The sequence below is a fragment of the Ruegeria sp. HKCCA5763 genome (genome assembly GCF_013034545.1).
Lineage (GTDB): Bacteria > Pseudomonadota > Alphaproteobacteria > Rhodobacterales > Rhodobacteraceae > Ruegeria.
Genome location: NZ_WQGF01000016.1, coordinates 22,109 through 43,804, shown reverse-complemented (window position 1 = coordinate 43,804; position 21,696 = coordinate 22,109). Strand labels below are relative to the sequence as shown.

General features: G+C 56.5%; 15 protein-coding genes. 6 read left to right on the top strand and 9 right to left on the bottom strand.

The features are described from left to right. Positions 1–2 precede the first annotated feature (2 nt). On the bottom strand, positions 3–2,999 hold the full coding sequence (locus GOV89_RS20495; RefSeq protein ID WP_171238964.1) for a cyclic nucleotide-binding domain-containing protein: 2,997 nt from the start codon (positions 2,997–2,999) through the stop codon (positions 3–5). Positions 3,000–3,214: 215 nt separating this feature from the next. Here GOV89_RS20495 and GOV89_RS20490 point away from each other — a divergent pair, with 215 nt between their 5' ends. Further along, on the top strand, positions 3,215–3,607 hold the full coding sequence (locus GOV89_RS20490) for a DUF3307 domain-containing protein (RefSeq protein ID WP_371810653.1): 393 nt from the start codon (positions 3,215–3,217) through the stop codon (positions 3,605–3,607). 5 nt (positions 3,608–3,612) lie between these two features. Here GOV89_RS20490 and GOV89_RS20485 read toward each other — a convergent pair whose 3' ends face one another. The 7 genes from GOV89_RS20485 to GOV89_RS20455 form a co-directional block, all read right to left on the bottom strand. After that, positions 3,613–4,344 (bottom strand): hypothetical protein, encoded by a 732-nt coding sequence (locus tag GOV89_RS20485; RefSeq protein WP_171181492.1) that lies wholly within the window; start codon positions 4,342–4,344, stop codon positions 3,613–3,615. 56 nt (positions 4,345–4,400) lie between these two features. Next, entirely contained in the window at positions 4,401–5,705 is a 1,305-nt protein-coding gene (locus tag GOV89_RS20480) for an FAD-binding oxidoreductase (protein WP_171238943.1), read from the bottom strand. Further along, positions 5,702–6,376, bottom strand: a complete 675-nt coding sequence (locus GOV89_RS20475; protein WP_171181497.1) for a TetR/AcrR family transcriptional regulator — start codon at positions 6,374–6,376, stop codon at positions 5,702–5,704. The genes GOV89_RS20480 and GOV89_RS20475 overlap by 4 nt, the downstream gene beginning before the upstream one ends. Then, positions 6,377–7,921 (bottom strand): trimethylamine methyltransferase family protein, encoded by a 1,545-nt coding sequence (locus GOV89_RS20470; protein WP_171238942.1) that lies wholly within the window; start codon positions 7,919–7,921, stop codon positions 6,377–6,379. A gap of 2 nt (positions 7,922–7,923) precedes the next feature. Next, positions 7,924–10,326, bottom strand: a complete 2,403-nt coding sequence (locus GOV89_RS20465) for an FAD-dependent oxidoreductase (protein WP_171238941.1) — start codon at positions 10,324–10,326, stop codon at positions 7,924–7,926. A gap of 113 nt (positions 10,327–10,439) precedes the next feature. Then, positions 10,440–11,069, bottom strand: a complete 630-nt coding sequence (locus tag GOV89_RS20460) for a glutathione S-transferase family protein (protein ID WP_171238940.1) — start codon at positions 11,067–11,069, stop codon at positions 10,440–10,442. 18 nt (positions 11,070–11,087) lie between these two features. Then, on the bottom strand, positions 11,088–11,585 hold the full coding sequence (locus tag GOV89_RS20455; RefSeq protein ID WP_348540064.1) for a class I SAM-dependent methyltransferase: 498 nt from the start codon (positions 11,583–11,585) through the stop codon (positions 11,088–11,090). Between the two features lie 233 nt (positions 11,586–11,818). Between GOV89_RS20455 and GOV89_RS20450 the strand changes: the two genes are divergently transcribed. Genes GOV89_RS20450 through GOV89_RS20430 form a run of 5 tightly spaced genes read left to right on the top strand, consistent with a single transcriptional unit; the run spans position 11,819 to position 19,043 of the window. Further along, the gene (locus tag GOV89_RS20450) at positions 11,819–13,591 is read left to right on the top strand and encodes an ABC transporter ATP-binding protein (RefSeq protein WP_171235387.1); all 1,773 of its coding nucleotides are present in this window, start codon (positions 11,819–11,821) and stop codon (positions 13,589–13,591) included. Continuing rightward, a complete protein-coding gene (locus GOV89_RS20445; protein ID WP_171238939.1) occupies positions 13,584–15,497 on the top strand; it encodes an ABC transporter substrate-binding protein in 1,914 nt (637 codons plus the stop codon). The genes GOV89_RS20450 and GOV89_RS20445 overlap by 8 nt, the downstream gene beginning before the upstream one ends. A 14-nt stretch (positions 15,498–15,511) precedes the next feature. Continuing rightward, positions 15,512–16,540 carry an ABC transporter permease gene (locus GOV89_RS20440; RefSeq protein ID WP_171094404.1) on the top strand — a complete coding sequence of 343 codons (1,029 nt, stop codon included), beginning with the start codon at positions 15,512–15,514 and terminating at the stop codon, positions 16,538–16,540. Beyond that, positions 16,537–17,691, top strand: a complete 1,155-nt coding sequence (locus tag GOV89_RS20435) for an ABC transporter permease (protein ID WP_171181511.1) — start codon at positions 16,537–16,539, stop codon at positions 17,689–17,691. The genes GOV89_RS20440 and GOV89_RS20435 overlap by 4 nt, the downstream gene beginning before the upstream one ends. Then, positions 17,688–19,043, top strand: coding sequence for a CoA transferase (locus tag GOV89_RS20430; RefSeq protein ID WP_171238938.1), 1,356 nt, complete (start codon positions 17,688–17,690; stop codon positions 19,041–19,043). The genes GOV89_RS20435 and GOV89_RS20430 overlap by 4 nt, the downstream gene beginning before the upstream one ends. Before the next feature lie 87 nt (positions 19,044–19,130). Here the strand turns inward: GOV89_RS20430 and GOV89_RS20425 are convergent, their stop codons facing one another. Beyond that, positions 19,131–21,512 (bottom strand): mechanosensitive ion channel family protein, encoded by a 2,382-nt coding sequence (locus GOV89_RS20425; protein ID WP_171238937.1) that lies wholly within the window; start codon positions 21,510–21,512, stop codon positions 19,131–19,133. Positions 21,513–21,696 lie beyond the last annotated feature (184 nt).

The window sequence follows — 21,696 nt, the reverse complement described above, 5'->3', positions numbered from 1 at the left end:
CCCTAGCTTGAAACGTAGCCTGCAATCACCTGAAGCAGCTTGAAGGCGGTTGCAGCGTCATTCTCGACGACGGCAAGGAATTCCTCTTCGCCAATCCGCAGACAAGACAGCTGAGTTTCTGCCACCATACTCAACGCGCGCGGCTCTTTGCGGATCAGGCCCAGCTCTCCGACCAAAGCGCCCGGTCCAACGGTGGTGATCAACTGATCCGGCCCTTGATCCTGCGGCAGGTACAATCCGGCCTCACCCTCAAGCACAACATAGGCACCATCGGTTGGCTGGTCGTCTTTTAGGAAAACCACTTGCCCGGGCTCGGCGTCAAACCAGCGAGCACCAAAGGCCAACAGGCGCAACTGACGTCGGTCCAGACCAGAGAACAACGGGGTCTGTTCCAGAGCACGCAATTTCCGCGCCAGATCTGCCGATGCTGCGCTGTCTTCCTCCACGTCTACCGGCCCTCCGTCCGAGACCACACGACCTTGCCTGATTTCAACGAACATGTCGAATACATCGGGGTTTTCAAACTGATCGTTCAAGTAGATGACAGTAGTCTCCGGCAGCAACTCACGCAGCTTTTTGTAGACGGCCACCTGCGTTTTCATGTCGTAACTGGCCAAGGCGTTTTCCAAGATCAGGACGTCCGGTTTCTTGATCGTTGCGCGCGTAAACGCAAGTGGCTCTGCAAACACCGCGGGCAGGTTCTGACCACCCAAGGCCACCGGCACGTCATAAATCAGTTCCGTCACCAATGGCCGCGCACCGTTTTCGGCCAACACATCGACAATCAGCTTGCGCGCCTCATCGGAACGGGCCCCGCCAATCTGACTGACTTTACCAAAAAGCGCGTTTTCCATGACTGTCAGACCGGGTGCGTATACCTCCGGGTCCAGCGGAACAAAAACATCCTTCAGACGTTCCATCAGCTTCTCAGAGTGGCTGTGTCGAAGTTCGAGAATCCGGTCCTTCAGCTCATCGGTGAAAGCTGGGCCGATCTGTTCCGCCGAAATAACAAACGGCACAGCCAGCATATTTGCCAACTGTGCATCGTCCAACCCGGCCGAGCCTTCTTTGCGGGTCTGCTCAACCAGTTCGACCGCAGCCTCATAGGTCTTTGCATCCAACCCGAGCTTGCGGAACAACGGGTGATCCGTACCGTCCAAACCAAAAATCTGGCGCAACATCTCGATCACGTCGCGGGTCAATGCGATCAGCGTTTCATCCAGCCCCAACTCTCGCAGCTGGCCCAGAAAGACCGTCTGTTCTACCAGCAAAGCGTGTGTCACCGGAACGCAGGGCGTGGCAAACAGAAGATTCTCGGCAACAGGCAGGGCGGGGTTGTACAGATTGCGGTCGAAGATCAACGCCTGTTGTTCCAGACCCGCGTCCTGAACGGCTTTGCGCGCAATTGGACGCAACTCGACCAGTTTCTGAGCCAGTTCGCAATGCTCAGCGGCGTTAAAGCTTTGTTCTGCACCACGCTGGAACAGGGCCGCACCAGACCCCATCCCGTCGATCAGCTGCAACCACCAATCGCGCAAGGCCGCCGCGTCCGGAAGCCCTGCCAAAGACGGATCAAGCCAATCCACCTTGAACGGGTCGGAACTGTTTCCTGCCCGCAGGGTTTCGCGAAAATCGGGGTCATCTGCGCTCTCTGACAACGGTCTGAACCGCATAGGCATCATTACGTTGTCGCCCAAAGTGCCCTGAAACATCACAGGGCGGGACGTAGCATAACCTATACGTGAGGCCACAACGCCCTGATGCAGTTCGGCCAGGTTCACATCCCCGATACGCACCTTGCCACCACTGGGCAAGATTTCACGCGTCAAAAGTTCGGCGATGGCACGGCGGTCTTCCTCGCTGGGGGCGGAAATGCCGATCGTCTTGCCGCCCGGAAAGCTGAGGTTCAGATCGTCCAACACCTGATTGCCGTCCATGTCCCGAACCGAAACGTGATCCAGCACAATATCATCGTTCAGATTGGGGCGTGCGTCAGCTTCGCCCTCAAACAAGGCTTCGTCCTGCATTCCGCTGGGCGCAAAGCGGTCAATCACCACGTCCCAACGCAAAGACATGTCCTGTGTCTGGTTGTAGTAGGTCAAAAGCTCTTTCCAAGGTGAGCTCAGATCTTTGTAGGCCGCAAGCGCTGCAACCAGCGCCCCCAGCGAGACCGAGCCTTGCAGCACCAGCAGACCGCCGATCAGATAGAACATGAATGGCGTCAATTGAGAGATGAAGTTGTTTATGAATTTCATAAAAAACTTCTTCTGGTAGATCTCGAACCGGATGCCGAACAACCGCCCCAACTGATCAGAGATCATCGCCCGGCGATAACGCCAGCCACCATTGGCGCGCAGCGTCGAAGCCCCTGCAGCGTTTTCACCGATTTGGGCCGCAAGCACCCGCACTTCTTGAATACGCTTTTTGTTCAGCAGGTTGATTTGGCGTTGCAGTTTGGGGATCAGCCAGGCTTGTACCGGAATCAGTGCCACCGCGGCCAAGCCGAACCAAAAGCTTTGCAGGAACAAAAAGGCAAGGATCGTGATCATCTGACCCGCCTGCAATACAGGCTGGCTGATCGCATCCCCCATCAACCCGCCCATCGGCTCGCTTTCGGCGGTGATCATCGACACCATCTCGCCCTGGCTGACGCGTTCGAAATAGGGTTGTGGAAATCGCAACGCACGGCTGATCAACTGATACCGAAAGCGCCGCAGCATCCGCTCGCTCAGCACACCTTTCATGGTGTTGATGCGCATTTTCATCAGGCCATGCCCCAATACGGCCGCTAAAAACGCAAAGCATAGAATAACCAGAAAATTCGTCTGCGACATCGTATAGCCCCAGATGGTTACTTCTGGGTTGGGTGCACCAATCGCATCATTGATAATGCGCTTAGGCAGTTCCAACGTCAGGTAAAGCAGCGGAAACAATGTCCCTGTCACAGCCAACAAGATCAGCTGGTCGCGTTTGGAGTACTTCCAGATAAAGCGGAAAATCGTGCGTTCTATGGAACCTGCCCCTGCTGCTGACCGACGACGCGGTTCAGATGTTATCCACGCAAATTCAACAGCATGACTCTAATGCCATCCAGACATAATTGGCAATTTTTTTCCCGATTGTGCGAATTCTTAAGCTTATGTGAACTAGTTCATTTACGTATGCCCATCTAATTGCCTAGAGTGGTCAGCAGGACGAGATCGGGAGGGTTCTTTTGGCTGCCAGTTTTGGCGCAGTGTTCGTTATGCTTTGCTTATTGCTTGTAAAGCACATGTTCGCTGACTTTTACCTCCAGACACCGAAAATGCTCTCTGGACGCGGTGAGTATTTTCATTGGGGACGTGCACAGCATGCAGCAGTACATGTTGCAGGCTCTATTATTGTGTTCTTGGTTTTTGGCGCACCTTTGGCGTTTATTCTGATTGTCGCAGCGCTTGAAGGGATAATCCACTTCAACATCGATTTCGTCAAAGCCAGCTATTCTGACAAAAACCAGCTGGAACCTTCGCAAGCCGCCTTTTGGCGCGCGGCCGGGTTGGATCAGTTGATGCACAACCTGACATATGTGGCGATGGTCTGGGCGTGGGTTAGCTTTGCAGCAGCCTGAATAGGTTACGCCGCCTCTTTCAACGCACCCATTCTGTACGCCCGAAGCCACATTCGATCCAATGCGTCGATCTTTTCGGGATCGAATCTTTCTTCGACCTCCCAATACCGACCTGAGTCGACGTAATAGCCCAGATCGTGTTCTATTTGGCGTGCTGGACCCATTCCTAATGTGTCAATAAGTGGTGACGCGGACAGATTAGACCGGCTGGTTGAGGAAAAGACCAATCGGCTGGGCCCGTTGGACAACCGAACTGCTCTGCACCCCTGTTTGGCTGCAAAAAGAGCCAGACGCGCAGATTTAGCTTCGAGCGATCGCAGAGTCACATCGTCCCGCAACGGGTCCGCGGCCCCGGTTCCGTAAAAATGGGTCTTGCCAGAACCCGAATACATCATGTCGCATCCAAAAAACGCCAATACATCCGGATTCAGAGCCGCCAGCGCCCAATACCCGGCTGTAAAAGCCATCGTGCCGCCCGCGTAGACGAACCCGCCATATTCGTTCTGCTTGGGCACATAGTCTTGCGCAGTGACGATGCTTTGCGCTTTGGTAACGTCCTTCGGACATCTGTCAGTCGGAAAATCTTCGGGATGGATTAAGTAGTCCCAGTCCTCTCGAATGCGCCACGCGTTGTTGATGGCGACAATATGCGTGAAGGGCTGGCGCGACCAAGCCCTCGCTTCTAAGGCCGAAGGAGCACTGCCCAGAATCAGAACTTTGGTTTGTCGGTCGGTCATAGCGGGGCCACCCTCTTTGCCAGCCCCGCAAGACGTAGATCGTTTACAGGCCGTGACTAGCCCAGCACCGAGAAACTACTTTCTTCGTTGATCGGACGTTTGCGCGAATAAAAGCCGACATCGATGCTCCGCTTGATATAGGGCAGTTCGAACTGCAACGGTTCTGCGTCATGGTCGGCACCACCCTCGCAATACGAGATCAGAGCCGTCATCATCTTACCCGCAATCGGCGCGTTTTTGTATTGGTTCCCGCTGGAACCGCAGGCCATGTAGAACCCCGGCAGGCTGGATTTGTCATAGATCGGAATCCAGTCGGTGGACGCATCATACAGGTCAACAACGCCCCGCGTTTTCGACGGGATGCCAAGACTGGGGACACGTTGCGCATAGCGCATCGCCTGCGTGGTCCATTGATCGGTGAACTCTCGGTTATAGTTCACATCGTCCTCGCACCACTGATGCGGATCACATTCCGGGTCTTCTGATCCGACGAGGATATGGTTTCCATGTTCCGGGCGACAATAACAGGCGATGTCGCTGTCCGACACGATGGTTCCATCATTTTCAAAATCGAACCCTTCAGGCGCAGGAACATGTACCACCTCTTGCCGCAAGGGCCGGGTTTTGATGGTCATGTCGCCCAGGACACCCGCCATCTCGTTGATGATCGCCGAACCCGGTCCCGCAACGTTGACCACGACCTTGGCGTGGATTTCCTCGCCCGACGCCAGTTTGACGCCGGAAACGCGCCCGCCCTCGGTCAGGATTTCGGTAACTTCAGCGCCGGTGCGCACCTCGGCCCCATGCTGTTTTGCGGCATCCATGAGGTTCTGCGCAGACAAGGCCGGGTCGGTGACATACCCCGCTTGCGGCCAATACACACCGCCGGTCATCTTTCGCCCGTTGGACTGGCCGAATTCCGGATCATCCATACGGCGCGCGGGGGCAAAACTGTCCAGCGAATAAACCGGCAGGCGCTCCACCACTTTCTCAGCCGACCATTCCTCGAAGGGGCAGTCCAAATCCGACGAATTGCGCATGTGCTTTTCCAACATACCGTTCGCCTCGGTCTTCATGACCAGACAACCGGTTTCCCGGAACTGGGCCAGATTGGCATCTTCGGGCAACCCCAGATAGTCGGCCCAGTCGCGCCAGTAATGGTAGCCCTCCCAGGCAAAGGCCGTTCCGTCAAAGGTCGAATAATGCATTCGGATTATTGCACAAGACCCGGCGGTTGAGCCGTGACCAACCTGAGAATTGCGGTCTAAAGACAGGGTTTTCCACCCCGCCTTCGACATCTCGAACGCAATGGCCGCGCCGATCACACCCGTGCCAATGATGATTGCGTCTGGTTGACTCATTTCAAGTCTCCTTTCCAATAACGCATTGTATATGCGCTGAATTCTTCAACTTCTTCTGGCTTTGGCTCAACCCCGGTAAACGTGTAGAGGTAGTGCGCCAATAGCGAGATCCGCATCTCAATTGGTTCGTTCATTTGTGCCAGGTCATAGCCAATCTGCATGTAATACAGTACCCGCGCTCGAGTTTCGGCCTCGATCTCGGAATAGCCGTAGCGGGCAAACATTGCGTGCAGTGCCGCAAGGCGACGCGCGTCGGATTGGTCCAGCGCACGCCGCACCTTGCCGGATTTACGCGCCCAGTCACGTACGGCAAAGTCCAGCGCAGTGTCGAACAACTCGCTGTTTACCACACAACGATGCACGTTGCAGACAGCTGCTGTGATTGTCTCAGCCGGGGCCTCCGCCTGCTTGATCAATGCTGCCGTATTGGTGGCTTGCCAGCGGGCAAGCAGCGCATCCATCAGTTCTTGCCGAGATTTGAAGTACCAATAAAAGGATGAGCGCGATACAGCCATCCGCTCAGCAAGATTCAGAACCTTGATTTGATCTATCCCGTCCGAAATCAGCACGTCCATTGCCACATTCAACCAATCGTCACGCGTGACCTTGACGTTGCCGATCAAGGGTTCAGCCTTGGGATCATCGCGGTGAAGGACAGGTTTTGTATTCATTCAACTCTCCGGCGGCGCGCCGCCCTCGGCAGTCCGACGCGCAATAAAGTCATGCATGGCACCCAAACGGTCACTGTCAATACTTGGTGCTTTGAAATCGCTCAGGATGCCTTTCCAAACGTCAGTAGCCCGATTATTCGCATCAACCGCCCCACGTTCGGTCCAGGTGCCAAAGTTGGCATAGTCATGAAGATGCGGTTGATAGAACTCGGTATTGTACCGCTCCATCGTCTGGCTTGAGGCAAAGAAATGTCCACTGGGTTCGACCTCACGCAAGGCCGTATCATATCCGATCTCTGCCGCGCCTGCCTGTGCACCCGCGCAAAGTTCGGCCACCATGTTCAGGACCTCGGCATCGCAGACCAGTTTTTCGAAGGATACGGTCAGGCCACCCTCCAGCCAACCTGCGGAATGGATGATCACGGTTGCCCCGGCCATCAGGCAGCCCCAAAGGCCAAACTGGTTCTCGTTCGCGGCCTGCACATCGTTGATGTTTGACGCTGATCCTGCTGCCGACCGCCAAGGCAACCCCAGGTGCCGCGCCAATTGACCCGCAGCCAGAGACGCCTGGAAATGCGAAGGCGTCCCGAATGCAGGGGCACCAGATTTCATATCCACGTTGCTTGTAAACGTTCCATAACAGACCGGAGCACCGGGCTTGGCAAGCTGGGTCAGGGTCAAAGCGGCAAGCGCTTCGGCATGGGACAAGGTGATCGCCCCGGCCACAGTAATCGGAGCCATCGCGCCCATCAGGGTAAACGGCGTGATGATCGACATCTGACCATGCCGCGCGAAGTCGATCAGACCTTGCGCCATCGGAATATCCAAAGTGCGCGGGCTATTGGTGTTGATGATCGTGTAACAATGCGCATTGCCCTGGAATTCATCACCCGAAAGGCCACGGGCCGTGGACAGCATCTCAAAGCAATCCATCACCTGCGGCGTGCCGCGCGAGAAAAAGAACGGGAACTTGTCTGTAAGCTCCATCTGCGCTTGCGTGGTAAAATAGTGGCGCAAATGGGTTGGTACGTCCTGCGGCTCGACCTGAGGCGAGATCATCTGGAATACATCGAAATGGTGCGTGAGCTTCAGAAACTCCAGATAATCCTGCCCTGTCGCGGGGCGACGTCCACGTTCAAGGTCGGTCGCATTCGGAGCCCCGGCACCGGGTTGAAAGACCAAAGAACCCAGTTCAAGCGTGAAATCCCGCCGCCGCGCACCGGCTCGACAATCAATAGACTTTGGGGCTGAAGCCACTGCGGCCCCAACCATCTCGCGCCCGATGAAGACCATTTCACTGTCTTCGTCCACGCGCGCACCACCTTGTTTGAAAAGCTTGCGCGCCTCGGGTAGCAGACATTTTACGCCCAATTCTTCCAACGTACGCAATGCAGTCTCATGCATGTCGGCGATCTGATCCGCCGGAAACACCTCCATTTGCGGGAAAGGGTTCTTGAGCTGACGATAGTTCACATCGCGACTGGGTTGCGGGGCGGCTTCGGCCCCCCGCCCGCGCCGCCTGCGTCCTCGGTCCTGAGCGGTCATGATCAGCCTCGCATCGCTTTGCCTTGCGGGTCATAAGGCGACGGCGCAACCACGCGTGCCGACCGTTCCACGCCAACCACATGGACGGACAGTTCAGTACCCGGTTCAGCTTTGTCGCGGTCAATCAGGGCCATCGCCAACGATTTGCCGGTGTAATGCCCATAGCCGCCCGAGGTCACGAAACCAACGCGTTCACCATTGGCCCAAATCGGCTCGTACCCGCTGGCATCCGCGTCAGCTGCATCGATCTCCAACGTCGCCTGTACTTGTGCCGGACCATTGCCATTGCGTTCGGCAAGCGCGGCCTCTTTGCCGACAAACTCTTTTTCCCAATCGATCCAGCGATCCATTCCGGTCATGCCAGGTGTATAGGCTTGCGTGAACTCCGCAGACCAAATCCCAAAGCTCTTTTCCAACCGGGTCGACCCCATCGCGTTGAAACCAACCTCGCGAATGCCTTCTTCGGCACCGGCCTCCAACAAGATACGGCGCAGTTTGATGTGGTCGCCATAGCGGCAGTTGATCTCGTACCCTTTTTCACCCGTCACGGACATGCGCGCCACGCGAGCACGAACAAGGCCGATGTCGAAATCGCCGCAGCCCATGAATTTCAAGCCCGAGATATCCTGCTCTGCCAGCTTTTCGACCACAGCCTGCGATTCCGGCCCAACCACGGCAAAGCCGCAATATTCCTCGCCCAGATCACGCAGCTCGACACCCTCAATCATGTGATCGTCAAACCAGCGCTTGTGCCAGGCACGCAGATAGTAGCTGCCCATGATCCACCAGGTGCCGTCGCCCCAGTTCAAAACGGTCAAATCGCCCTTAAGCCGCCCATCCTCGCCCAGCATCGGCGCCAGTTTCGCGCGTCCCGGGGCAGGCAGTTTCGAGGCCATCACCCTGTCGAGCCACGCTTCGGCATTCGGACCGGTCACTTCAAACCGAGAAAAGCCCGAGATATCCATCAGGCCCACGCCCTCACGGATGGCCTTGCATTCTTCAGCCACGATGTCATGTGCATTGGACCGCTTAAGCGTCGGTGTTTCCTCGAAACCCTTTGGTGCGAAATACAGCGGCACCTCCAGATCCCAGCTGACGCCCCATTTGCAGCCAGCCTCGGTCATCCCGTCATGCGCAGGAGCCATCTTCAGCGGACGGCCTGCAGGCAGTTGTTCGTTTGGATAGGTCATAACAAAACGGCGGGAATAGAACTGACCCGTGGTTTCGCGTATATAGCGTTTGTTCTGCGCATAGTCGCCGTAGCGGGCCACATCCATTGACCAGGCATCAGCCTCGGGCTCGCCATGGATCATCCATTCGGCCAAGGTCTTGCCCACGCCTCCACCTTGAAGGAAGCCCGCCATCACCGCACAGGCAGACCAATAGCCACGTTTGCCCGGCACCGGACCGACCAAAGGGTTACCGTCGGGCGAAAAGGTAAATGCGCCGTTCACCCATGTCTTGATGCCGACATTCTGAATCGAAGGATAACGTTCAAAGCCCAGCGTCAATTCGTTCTCGATCCGGTCAAGCTGTTCCTGAAACAGCTCCTCGCCATAGTTCCACGGCGCGCCGTCCATTGCCCAGTGTTCGTGGTCAATCTCGTAGATGCCAACCAGAACACCCTTTTGATCCTGGCGCATATAGGTGAAGCCTTCGAGGTCCACTGTCATCGGCATCTCGAAATCAGCTTCGGCCACTTCGGGAACCGTATCTGTAATCAGATAGTGGTGCTTGAGTGGCGAAACGGGCAGTTCCACGCCCGCCATACGCCCGACCTGTTTGGCCCAGAGCCCGGCGGCGTTAACCACATGCTCGCAAGTGATGGTGCCCTTGTCGGTCACAACTTCCCACCCATCAGCGGTTTGGGTCAGGCTTTCGACCTTGGTTTCCTCGTAATACTCAGCACCACGCTTCTTTGCTGCTGTTGCGTAGGCCTGAACGGTGCCGGTGGTATCAATATACCCCTCGCGGTCCGCCCACATCGCGCCCAGAACGCCGTCGGTGGACATGATCGGGCAGCGCCGCTGGGCCTCTTCCGGGGAAAGCAACTCGCAATCGTCGATACCGATGGACTGAAAGATGCGGTAGTTTGCCTGCAGCCATTCCCACCGCTCGGGCGTTCCGGCCAGGGTCAGGCCACCGGTCATGTGCAGCCCGATGTTCTGACCAGATTCCTTTTCGATCTCGCTGAGCAGGTCGATCGTGTAGGCCTGCAACGAGGCCATGTTGGGATCCGCGTTCAGCGCGTGGATACCGCCCGCAGCGTGCCACGACGATCCAGACGCAAGCCGCCGCCGTTCAAGCATCACGACATCCGACCAGCCAAACTTGGCCAGATGATACAGAACCGAGGCCCCGACGACCCCGCCCCCAATGACAACAACGCGATACTGAGATTTCATCTGAACCTCCCCAAAACAAAATCTGGGAAAACGCTAGTGGCACTGTTCATTTCTGTCTAGACATTTCTGTACAGTGTAGACCAGCAGTGATGGGCGCCTTGAAACAGTGGTCGCTAAAGCTTGGCGCTAGGGCGTGACTGGATGCTTTCAAACCACGCGACCGTCGCAGTATTGCCTTCAGGGATTCGCGTTTTAATCACTCGCGCAAAATCGACAAAAACAAAGGTCGAGATGTCAGCTAGAGTGAAGTCGTCACCCGCGATGAATCTGCTTTCGGTCAACCGCGCCTCGAGCAGATCAAAAAACTGAATCACACGGTCTTTTCCGCGCTGCGCCAGTTCCGGGATTTGGGCATAGTTGGACGGACCAGGAATAGCGCGGTCCCGAAAAGCCGGATGACTGTTGCGCAGCGTTTCGGCGATGGGCAAACCACCCTGCTGTTCGGCGATCGCATTCCACATCAGAACCAGACCTTTTTCATCGGGGGTCCGACCCATCAAAGGCGGTTCGGGAAAACGTGCCTCAAGATAAGCGGCAATACCCATGTTCTCGGTGAGAACTGTACCATCATCGGTTACCAGGACAGGCACGGTGGCGCGCGGATTGACGGCGCGGAAATTATCGCTCAGTTGCGCGCCTTCGGCGATCGAGACTTCTCGGGTCTCGATCTCAAGCCCTTTTTCCGCAATGAACATGCGGGCTCGCCTGGGGTTGGGGGCTGTTGAGCAGTCGTAGAAAATCATGCTGGTGCCCCTTTCAGATCAACGGCGGTAAATGAAACAGCGCCCTTCAACGGCACCTTCGGGCAGCGGCATTTCTGTCAGCCCGTCGAAATACATGCGATCACTGGACACCATCAGACCGCCCTGCGCCAGCAAAGGTTCAATCAGCGGCGAGACGAACCGAGCAAATTTATCGTTCTTCTCACGGTTATGCCCGCCCAAGTCTGCGTGGATAAGGCTCGCTGTTGCGCCAAACCGGTCAACGGATGCAGGTAACGTATCGCGCACATCCCCCAGAATCACCCGATCCTCGGGTGGGGTTGAGTCTGGGTGAGAAGCCACCGCGCGTTCGAACACATAAACCGGGCGGTCATCCATATGCTGCACAAGATGGTGATAGGTACGGCCATTGCCCAAACCCAACTCGAAAACAGGGCCTTTCATGCCCGCCGTGTGCGCAATCGCAAAATCCAGACACGCGCGTTGCGACACCATGCGGTCGATGAACAGATCCAGGCGGCTTTGATTCTCGGACACCGGCACATATCTCCTTGATACTATTCGGAAGCATAGATGCGCCCGATGCGGCCCTAGATGACAAATTCTCAAGACTTTGTGTAGCGATGAAGCCCAAAGTTTCACAATTCCGCGACATTTCAGCCCAAGAACGGGTTTGACTAGTCGGGCGGAACCGCGCGACACTAAGCAAAAAATCACGGGGAGTTGAATTAACCGATGTCACCTTTTGGTCAAACGGGTAGAAAACCCGCATGAACGCGTTGTTGTCCGTCAGAAACCTGAGCATTGGCTTTGGTACGGGCAATTCCGTGGTCACGGATGTGAACTTCGACGTCGAGGCCGGTCAGACGCTTGCACTAGTGGGTGAATCCGGATCGGGCAAAACAATCACATGTCGGGCCGCTTTGCGCATTCTACCCCGCTCTGCACAGATCCGCAGCGGCACTATAACCCTGAACGATTCCAAAGGTACGTGCGAGCTTACATCGGTCTCGGAACGCGAGATGCGCAACATTCGCGGCAACCGGGTTTCGATGATCTTTCAAGAACCTATGCGTTCACTGTCGCCCCTGCACAAGATCGGCAATCAGGTCAGCGAAGTCTTGTGGCTGCATCGTGGTCTTTCAGAAGCCGAGGCCCGCAAAGAAGTTCTGAGCCAGTTTGATCGCGTGGGTTTCCCCGACCCCCAGCGCGCTTATGACTCGTACCCGTTTGAATTGTCTGGCGGGATGCGTCAGCGCGCCATGATCGCAATGGCGATGGTATCCAAGCCCGAACTGCTGATAGCAGACGAACCAACCACTGCGCTGGATGTGACCACACAGGCGCAGGTGCTGGGGCTGATCAAGGAATTGCAGCGCGAGACCGGCATGGCGCTGATCCTTGTCACCCATGACCTGGGTGTCGTCGCCAATATGGCCGAACAGGTCGTGGTCATGCACAAGGGTCGCATCATGGAGTCGGGCCCGGCCGCGCCAATCCTGACCGCTCCGGCTCATCCTTATACGAAACAGTTGTTCGATGCCGCGCCGGAAATTCCGGACCAGGATGCCGTAGGTATTCCGATGCCGGACGAAGATCTGATCCTTCAGATGAAGGACGTGTCCAAGACCTACACCATGCGGTCCAGCAAGGGGTGGCAAGCCGACACCGCAATCTACGCCTGTCGCGGCGTCGACCTGAACCTTGCACGCGGCAAAACGCTGGCTATTGTTGGCGAAAGCGGATCGGGAAAGACGACAGCAGCCCGGATCGCATTGGGTGCCGAATTGCCCGACCCTGGTGGCGAAGTTCTGTTCCGCACTGCACCTGACGTCGACCCAATCACGGTGCACAGCATGACGCGCGCCCAGCGCACGGCGTTTCAGCGAAAGGCACAAATGGTCTTTCAGGACCCCTATAGCTCGCTCAGTCCGCGTATGCGCATTCAGGACGCGATGACCGAACCGTTGGAAATCCACAAGATCGGCACCTCAGCGGAACAGCGCGACAAAGCAGCCGAGATGCTGCAACGTGTCGGTTTGACAGAAGACATGCTGAAACGCTATCCCCACGCGTTTTCCGGCGGGCAGCGGCAGCGCCTTTCTGTGGCCCGTGCCATGATGTTGGACCCGCAACTGATTGTCTGTGACGAACCCACATCGGCTCTGGATGTCTCGGTTCAGGAACAAATCCTGACCTTGCTGGAGAACCTTCAGGACAGCCTGAACCTGTCCTATCTGTTTATCTCGCACGATCTGGCCGTTGTCGCCCGGATTGCCGACGAAGTTGCCGTTATGCGGCGCGGCCTGATTGTCGAACAGGCACCGCCCGAAACGCTTTTCTACAATCCGCGTCACCCTTACACCAAGGCGCTGATTGCCGCTCAACCCGAACCCGACATCAACCGTCCAATTGACCTGCAAATGGTTTCATTGGGCGCCGGCGCACCGGACAGTTGGGAAGAAGCCTTCCGTTTCTCGGACACCGTGATACCTTCATTGGTGGAATTGGAACCGGGCCATAAGGTACGTTGCCATGTTTAAGACCACTCGCCCCCTGATCCTGGCCGCAATGCTGGCCCTGACGGGAATGCTGCCCGCCACGGCAGAAACGCTTCCTACCCTTCAGGAAAGCGCCTTTTGGAACGCTGAGGTAGAGGCAGGCAACCTTCCGCCGATCGAAGAACGCATTCCCAAGGAACCGCTGGTCGTTGATCTGGCCGCTAAAGGCCGTGAATTCGGCGCACAAGGCGGTACGCTGCGTACGATGGTGACACGGTCGAAAGATATCCGCCAAATGGTCGTCTACGGCTATGCCCGCCTTGTTGGGTTTAACCAGGACTATGAAATTGTGCCCGATCTGCTGGCCTCGTTCGAGAACGAAGACAATCGCAAGTTCACGCTGAAACTGCGGGAAGGGCACAAATGGTCAGACGGCTCGCCCTTTACGTCAGAAGACTTCCGCTATTGGTGGGAAGAGGTCGCCAATAACGAACTGCTCAGCCCTTCGGGTCCGCTTGAGTTTCTGATCGTCGAAGGCAAGTCACCCACTGTCACCTTCCCTGATGAAACCACGGTGATCTTCGAATGGGAGGATCCAAACCCGGACTTCCTGCAAACGCTTGCCAATGCGCGACCGCCATTTATTTACCGTCCGTCCGCCTTCCTCAAACAGTACCACGAGAAATACGCCGATCCCGAGGAACTGGCCTTTCTGGTTGAAGATGCAAGGGTCAAAAGTTGGGCCGCATTGCACAACAAGCTGGACAACCTTTACAAGTTCGACAACCACGAACTGCCGACTTTGCAACCTTGGCTAAACGCAAGCTCGGGCAAGAAGATCAGGCATAACTTTGTGCGCAACCCCTACTACCACCGTATCGACAGCAACGGGGTACAGTTGCCCTATATCGACGTGGTTGAGATGGAGATTGTTGCCCCCGGCCTTGTCGCCGCCAAGACCAACGCAGGTGAAAGCGATCTGCAAGGTCGCGGATTGGCCTTCCGGGACGCGTCGATCCTTAAAAAAGGTGAGGCCCAAGGCGGTTACAAAACACTGCTGTGGAAAACCGGCGTAGCGTCCCAGGTTGCGATCTATCCGAACCTTAACTTTGCGGATGACGTCTGGCGCGACGTTTTGCGCGACGTTCGTGTGCGACGTGCCTTGTCGCTGGGGATCGACCGCAAGACCATCAATCAGGCTCTGTATTTCAAACTGGCGCGCCCCGCAGCGATGTCAGTGCTGCCCGCTTCGCCGTTCTACAATGAAGAGAACGCCGAGGCCTGGGCGCAATACGATATTGATCAGGCCAATGCCCTGCTGGACGAAGCCGGTCTGACGCAGCGCGATAAAAACGGCATCCGTTTGCTGCCCGATGGCCGCCCGATGGAGTTGATCATCGAAACCGCAGGTGAACGGCAAGAGGTCGAGAATGCCCTGCAAATCGTCACCGACAACTGGCGCGAGATCGGGGTCAAACTGGTGATGCGTCCACTGGACCGCGACATTCTGCGCAACCGGGTGTTTGCGGGCAACTCGATGGCTTCAGTTTGGTTTGGATGGGATGACGGAATCCCGCAGGCTCACACTTCACCAGCTTATCTGGCACCCACTGATCAAGTGTTCCTCGCTTGGCCCAAATGGGGTCAATATTACCAGACAAAGGGTGAAGTTGGCGAAGCCCCTGACATGCCTGAAGCCGAACGTCTGATGGAACTGGCCCATGATTGGGAAATCGCCACAAGCGATGAAGAACGCACGGCAGCCTGGACGGAAATGCTGAAAATTCACGCGGACCAATTGTATGCAATTGGCATCCTGAACGGCGCACCGCAGCCGGTGGTTGTGTCGAATCGTCTGCGCAACGTACCGGAACAGGCCATGTGGGCATGGGAACCAGGCGCGCATTTCGGCATCCATCGCCCGGATGAGTTCTTTTTCGCTGACTGAGCAGGAGCAGCAAAATGGTCATGCTGCGCTATGCGGTCTATCGGTTCTTTACGATGCTGCTGACTTTGTTGGTAGTTTCGGTCCTGATTTTCACAATCATCAACCTGCCGCCCGGTGATTACCTGAGCAACCAGATCGCCGAGCTTCAGGCCTCGGGGCAATCTGCCGGTGTCGCCAAGGCCGAGTTTCTGCGCACGGAATACGCTTTGGATCGTCCCATCTGGGAGCAATACCTGATCTGGATGGGGTTCTGGCCCGGACCGCACGGGTTTTCCGGGTTAATTCAAGGAAACTATGGCTGGTCCTTTGAATTTGACCGTCCCGTATCAGAAATTGTTGGCGATACGCTTTGGTTGACGGTGGTCGTCAATCTGGCTGCGATCCTGTTTGTCTATGCCGTGGCTTTGCCCCTTGGTGTTATCGCCGCGGCGCGGTCGCGAACGTGGATCGACTATACCTCGGCTTTTGTTGGATATTTGGGCCTGGCCACACCGAACTTCCTTTTGGCTCTGATCTTGTTCTACTACGGACACCAGTATTTCAACCTGCCCATTGGTGGCCTTATGGATCCCAAGTTCGAAGGCGAGCCGATGAGTTGGGACAAGCTGAAATCCATCCTCATTCATTTGATCGTGCCAACCTTCGTGATCGGCACCTCTGGGGCCTCGGCCATGATGCAGCGCCTGCGGGCAAATATGCTGGATGAGCTTGGCAAGCCTTATGTCGAAACTGCGATTGCCAAAGGTATGGCCCCGTCGCGGATGCTGACCAAATACCCACTGCGTGTGGCCTTTAACCCTTTCGTGGCCGATATCGGCAACCTGCTTCCGTCAATGGTATCAGGCTCAGTTCTGGTTTCCGTTGTTCTGGGCCTGCAAACAATTGGCCCGACCCTGCTGACGGCTTTGAAAACGCAGGATCAGTTCCTGTCGGCTTTCATCCTGATGTTCGTCGCTTTGCTCACGCTGATCGGAACGATGATCTCGGATATTCTGTTGGTGATGCTGGATCCGCGCATCCGTTATGAGGGGCGCGAAGCATGACTGATCGTCCCGATGACCGCTTTGTCGATGACGCGCCATTTGATCCGCAAGCGTCTGTTCAGCAGCTCGAACGCGCCGATCTGGACGCGCCAAATTGGGTGCTGGTCTGGCGCAAGTTCCGCACTCACAAGCTTGGCCTGATCTCTGGCATTTTCTTGCTGTTTTGTTATCTGATGTTGCCCTTTGCCGGGTTTATCGCACCCTATGGGCCGAACGAGCGAAATGGCGAACACCTCTATGCCCCGCCGCAATCTGTAAATTGGTTCCATGAGGGTGAGTTCATCGGGCCCCATGTGTATCCGATCGTCGCCGAAGCGGATCTTGAGACATTCCAGTGGAAATTTGTGCCCGACACAGACGACCCTCGTCCCATCAGGTTCTTTTGCGAAGGGTCAGAGTACCGTTTGGCCGGGTTCATACCGTCCGACACTCATCTGTTCTGCGCCCCCGAAGGCGCCACCCTGTTCCTGTGGGGATCTGACCGACTGGGGCGCGACATCTTCAGTCGTATCCTTTATGGCGCTCAGCTTTCGTTGACGGTGGGCCTGATCGGTATCTCTGTGTCGTTCTTTCTGGGCATCTTGTTCGGCTCGATGGCGGGCTATTTCGGCGGGCGCATCGACTGGACGATCAACCGAGTCATCGAAATTCTGCGCTCGTTGCCGGAACTGCCACTCTGGCTGGCGCTGTCCGCCGCCGTGCCATCGAACTGGAGCCCTGTGGCGGTTTTCTTCATCATTTCGATTATCCTGGGCATACTCGACTGGCCTGGCCTTGCGCGTTCAGTTAGGGCCAAGTTCCTGTCACTGCGTGAGGAAGAATATGTGCGCGCGGCTGAAATGATGGGCGCGAGCTCGGGCCGGGTGATCCGCAAACACCTGCTACCCAACTTCATGTCGCACCTGATCGCATCAGCCACCTTGTCGATACCGGCCATGATCCTGGGGGAAACAGCGCTTAGTTTCCTTGGGTTGGGTCTGCGGGCACCTGCGGTCAGTTGGGGTGTCATGCTGAATGATGCACAGAACCTCGCCTCGATCGAAATCTACCCGTGGACGGCCATCCCGATGCTACCGATCATCGTGGTCGTGCTGGCGTTCAACTTCCTCGGTGATGGGCTGCGCGACAGCCTGGACCCCTATCAGCAATGAGCCTTCTGGCCACCCTTCCTGCTGCGAACAGCTATCGCAGAACGGGTGAAGGCGCGCTGCCCAGCGCTTTTGCCGTTTCTGAATTGGCCACAGCCAGCTTTGCGACGGTAGGTCACGAAATGGCCCGGTTGATGCAAGCGCTCAACCTGCTCTCCGTTAAACCTGAGATCACGGTCGATCACCGGCTGGCGTCCCTTTGGTTCGGCTATTCTTTCAAACCAGACGGTTGGGACATGCCAAGCCTGTGGGATGCGGTCGCAGGCGACTATAAAGCCTCGGACGGCTGGATCAGGTTGCACACCAACTTAACTCGCCACCGAGCGGCTGCGCTGAAGGTTCTTGGTACTCCGCCTGATCGCGAGGCCGTAGCAACTGCCGTTAAGTCATTGTCCATAGCGGATCTGGAAACTGCCGTCGTGGCGGAAGGCGGCGTTGCCGCTGCCATGCGCAGTCGAACCGAGTGGCTGGAACATCCGCAAGGCCGCGCCGTGTCACGCAATCCGCTGATCGGTTGGCAGAGGCCGCGTTATGTCAAGCTGCGCGACAGGCCGCACGCGACCGCCAAACGGCCCTTGGCGGGATTACGCGTGCTTGACCTGACACGTGTTCTGGCCGGTCCGGTCTCGACCCGCACGCTGGCCGGTTTCGGCGCCGAGGTTCTGCGCATCGACCCGCCTGATTGGGATGAACCGGGGGTGATCCCTGACATCTCACTGGGAAAGCACTGCGCCTATCTGGACCTGAAAACAAACGATGGCATGAAGCGGCTGCAAGAGCTGCTGTCACAAGCGGATGTGTTTGTGCACGGGTATCGACCGGGCGCATTGGATGCTTTGGGCCTGACGCGCGCCAAACGTGACGAATTGGCTCCGAACCGGATCGAGGTTACTCTGGATGCCTATGGCTGGCAGGGGCCATGGTCCACCCGGCGCGGTTTTGACAGCCTTGTGCAGATGAGCGCGGGCATCGCCCATACAGGAATGGGCTGGGCGCAGGCGGACAAACCTACCCCCCTGCCGGTTCAGGCCCTTGATCACGCAACAGGGTATTTGATGGCGGCCGCTGTTCTGTCCGCTCTGTCAGAGGCCGCATCGGGCAATTCCATCATGCACGCCCACCTGTCCCTTGCCCGCACAGCTGAACTTCTGGCTGTCCTTGGCAAGGACGATACCGAAGCAGCACCGATCAATCCGACACCCAAAGACTACAACACGGAAACCGAAGCATCTGGCTGGGGGCCCGGTCATCGGCTCAAACCTGCGCTTAAAGTCGGCGAGGCATCAATGCGCTGGGATTTGCCAGCATCGAAATTGGGCACATCACAGCCCATTTGGCCCTTGAACGCCAATTGACCCAACCGCCGCGCGGAACGCGCGGCCGGGCCCAACATATTGACGGAATCTCGTCAGAGATGTTCTTCAAAATGGCAGGAGCACACCCTAGCGGTCGTCGCCTCCGGGGCCGATATCGTCCAGGTATTCTTCGTCAATTGCGGCCTGAACTGCACCAGTTACAGCCTCACGCTGTTTCGGGGTCAGATCCTCGGCTTCTTTTCCATCCGCCAGCCTCACCGTGACCTCGCGGTGGGCAAACTTGATACCCTCACGCGCAAAGAGTTCGCGAATTTCCTGATAAACCTTCTTTCGTACCAGCCACTGGTCACCCGGTTTGGTCATGAACTTGACCCGGATGATCATCGCGGAATCCTGCATCTCGATCACGCCCTGAGATTTCAGCGGCTGGATGAAATTGTCGCCAATCACAGGATCGGTCAGCAGCTGTTGGCCTAGTTTCTTGATCAGCTTGCGCACTTTCTCGACATCTGTGTCATAGGTCACGCGCAAGGGCAGTTTCATGATAACCCAATCGCGCGAATAGTTGGTCAGCACCTTGATCTCACCAAAGGGAATGGTGTTCAGCGCACCTAGGTGATGACGCAGTTGCATGGACCGGACCGAGATCTTCTCGACCGTGCCCTTTACATCCCCGATGTCGATATATTCGCCTTTGCGGAACGCATCATCCAACAGGAAAAAGGCGCCCGAAAAGATATCACGCACAAGTGTTTGCGACCCAAAACCAACTGCCAAACCTACTACACCAGCGCCAGCAAACAGCGGGCTGACATTGATGCCCAACTCCATCAGAACAATCAGAACAATCGTGACGACGACGACAGCCAGAATTGCACCCCGGAACAGGGGCAGCAATGTTGCCAGACGGCTTTGCCCACCCTCGCCGCCTTCATCGCCCAGTTCCGCTTCTGTACCGTCATCGACCTCTTCGGCAATCTTGCTGTCTATCCAGATTCGGAAGAAGTGGAACAGGATATAGCCGATGAAGATGATGACCATCACATCCAGCGCACGTTCGACTGGCAGGTCCTGGCTCCAGTCCGCGTCCGGGTACCAGATGACCACAAGCGCATAAGCTCCGATCACAAAGGCCAGAATTCCGGCCACCCGACGGGCCAGATCTTCGTAGGTGAGAAGGTATTGCTTTCTCTGCTCGGCCTCAGGTGTTTCCAACGGCACGATGTCGTCTTCGCCTGCCGCGGCTTCTTCGTTTATTTCGTCGATCTTGCGGGTTCGATCAAAGTACCGTTCCAGCAGATAGTTCATCGCGCCATAGGCGATGACGACGGACATGAAGATCAGGTAACTGCTTGCAATCAGCGGAAGTGGCGTCGGATTCTCGAGCGCCAAATCAACGGCCAAACGGAACCAACTGAACACGACATAAACGATAAGAGCAGGCGCCCAGCCAAAGGACACGAAACGCAAGAGAAACGATACCTGATCTGACGCGCGCCCTCCCCGGATCGCGTTCGAAATGGCCCGGGCATTGAACAAGATCATCAGAACATTGCCCAACGCACCAAGCATCGTGAGCCCGCCATAAACCATAGCATAAACGTTATAATTCAGGCCAAAATCCGCGACCCATGTTGCAAACAAAACAACCGAGATGTCGTAGGTCGCCAAAGCCGACGCCCAGATGTACAGCCTGCGCGCGTTCTTGTCGGAAAACGGCGGCAGGCGGTATTGGCTCAGATAGGGAGACAGAACCATCCGCCACAGATCGGATACAGTACGCGCCAGGAAGAACGCGGTGAAAATGGCTGTAACCGTAAACTGGATCGAGATGTCCTCGGCCTCGCCGAAGAACAGATACCCAACAATCAGCGCCATGAGCATGGCAAAGATCGTGCCACCAATCCCCATCAAAAAGCGGAAGACAAGGAACGGCATCTTTTCGCGGTATCCAACAGGGTCGTCTTTGACCCGGGCCACAACCCAACGCCGAGCAAAGCGTTTGCCGTAAATCTCGATCGACAGCCAACGCCCCAACAGCAGGAACAGGATGTTCCAGCCCAAGACCTCGACATAAGTCTGGATACGCCCGTCAGGGCTGGTCTGACGCAGAATATACTGCACTTCGAACACCGAATAAGGCAGCGCTTCGAGCCGTGATTGCATGGACTCACGGAACTTCGAGAACCGCTCCTGCGCCTTCATCAGTTGCGATCCGTCGCTCATAGGGTTGTTCGACCCACCGCCGTTTTGGGTGGGGCTTGCCTCGGCGTCGCCTGCTGTAGTTACGACCTGGCCGGTGCTGTCGATGACAATCACACTTGCGCCCGCCTCGCTGGCGGCGCGTATCGCAGCGGCAAGATCGCTTTCAGGTGCGGGCTCGGACGCGCTTCCCGATCCGGCACCGTAACCTGGAATCAAGGATGATTGCGCCGAGACGCTAACCGGAAATGCCAGAACGAAAGACCACAAAGCCCATACGAGCGCGGCCAGAAAGGTATGTTTCATAGGGTCTTGTTTCCAGTTTTTCCGATGCAGTGCAGAATAAAGAAGCGTCGCGGGCAGTTCAAACACTCGCACGCCCCCGTTTCAAGAACATGTTCTGGCGTGTTCTCGGCGCACAAGCGATTTGCGCCTGTTTCCAATCCAGTGGAAATTGAATATGACGTTAGCAAAGGTTGCGGGCGTCCCA

Coding starts and splice junctions, on each gene's coding strand:
- GOV89_RS20425 (WP_171238937.1), bottom strand. CDS start 21,512: ATGAAACATACCTTTCTGGCCGCGCTCGTATGGGCTTTGTGGTCTTTC.
- GOV89_RS20430 (WP_171238938.1), top strand. CDS start 17,688: ATGAGCCTTCTGGCCACCCTTCCTGCTGCGAACAGCTATCGCAGAACG.
- GOV89_RS20465 (WP_171238941.1), bottom strand. CDS start 10,326: ATGAAATCTCAGTATCGCGTTGTTGTCATTGGGGGCGGGGTCGTCGGG.
- GOV89_RS20460 (WP_171238940.1), bottom strand. CDS start 11,069: ATGATTTTCTACGACTGCTCAACAGCCCCCAACCCCAGGCGAGCCCGC.
- GOV89_RS20445 (WP_171238939.1), top strand. CDS start 13,584: ATGTTTAAGACCACTCGCCCCCTGATCCTGGCCGCAATGCTGGCCCTG.
- GOV89_RS20475 (WP_171181497.1), bottom strand. CDS start 6,376: ATGAATACAAAACCTGTCCTTCACCGCGATGATCCCAAGGCTGAACCC.
- GOV89_RS20450 (WP_171235387.1), top strand. CDS start 11,819: ATGAACGCGTTGTTGTCCGTCAGAAACCTGAGCATTGGCTTTGGTACG.
- GOV89_RS20440 (WP_171094404.1), top strand. CDS start 15,512: ATGGTCATGCTGCGCTATGCGGTCTATCGGTTCTTTACGATGCTGCTG.
- GOV89_RS20480 (WP_171238943.1), bottom strand. CDS start 5,705: ATGAGTCAACCAGACGCAATCATCATTGGCACGGGTGTGATCGGCGCG.
- GOV89_RS20435 (WP_171181511.1), top strand. CDS start 16,537: ATGACTGATCGTCCCGATGACCGCTTTGTCGATGACGCGCCATTTGAT.
- GOV89_RS20485 (WP_171181492.1), bottom strand. CDS start 4,344: ATGACCGACCGACAAACCAAAGTTCTGATTCTGGGCAGTGCTCCTTCG.
- GOV89_RS20470 (WP_171238942.1), bottom strand. CDS start 7,921: ATGACCGCTCAGGACCGAGGACGCAGGCGGCGCGGGCGGGGGGCCGAA.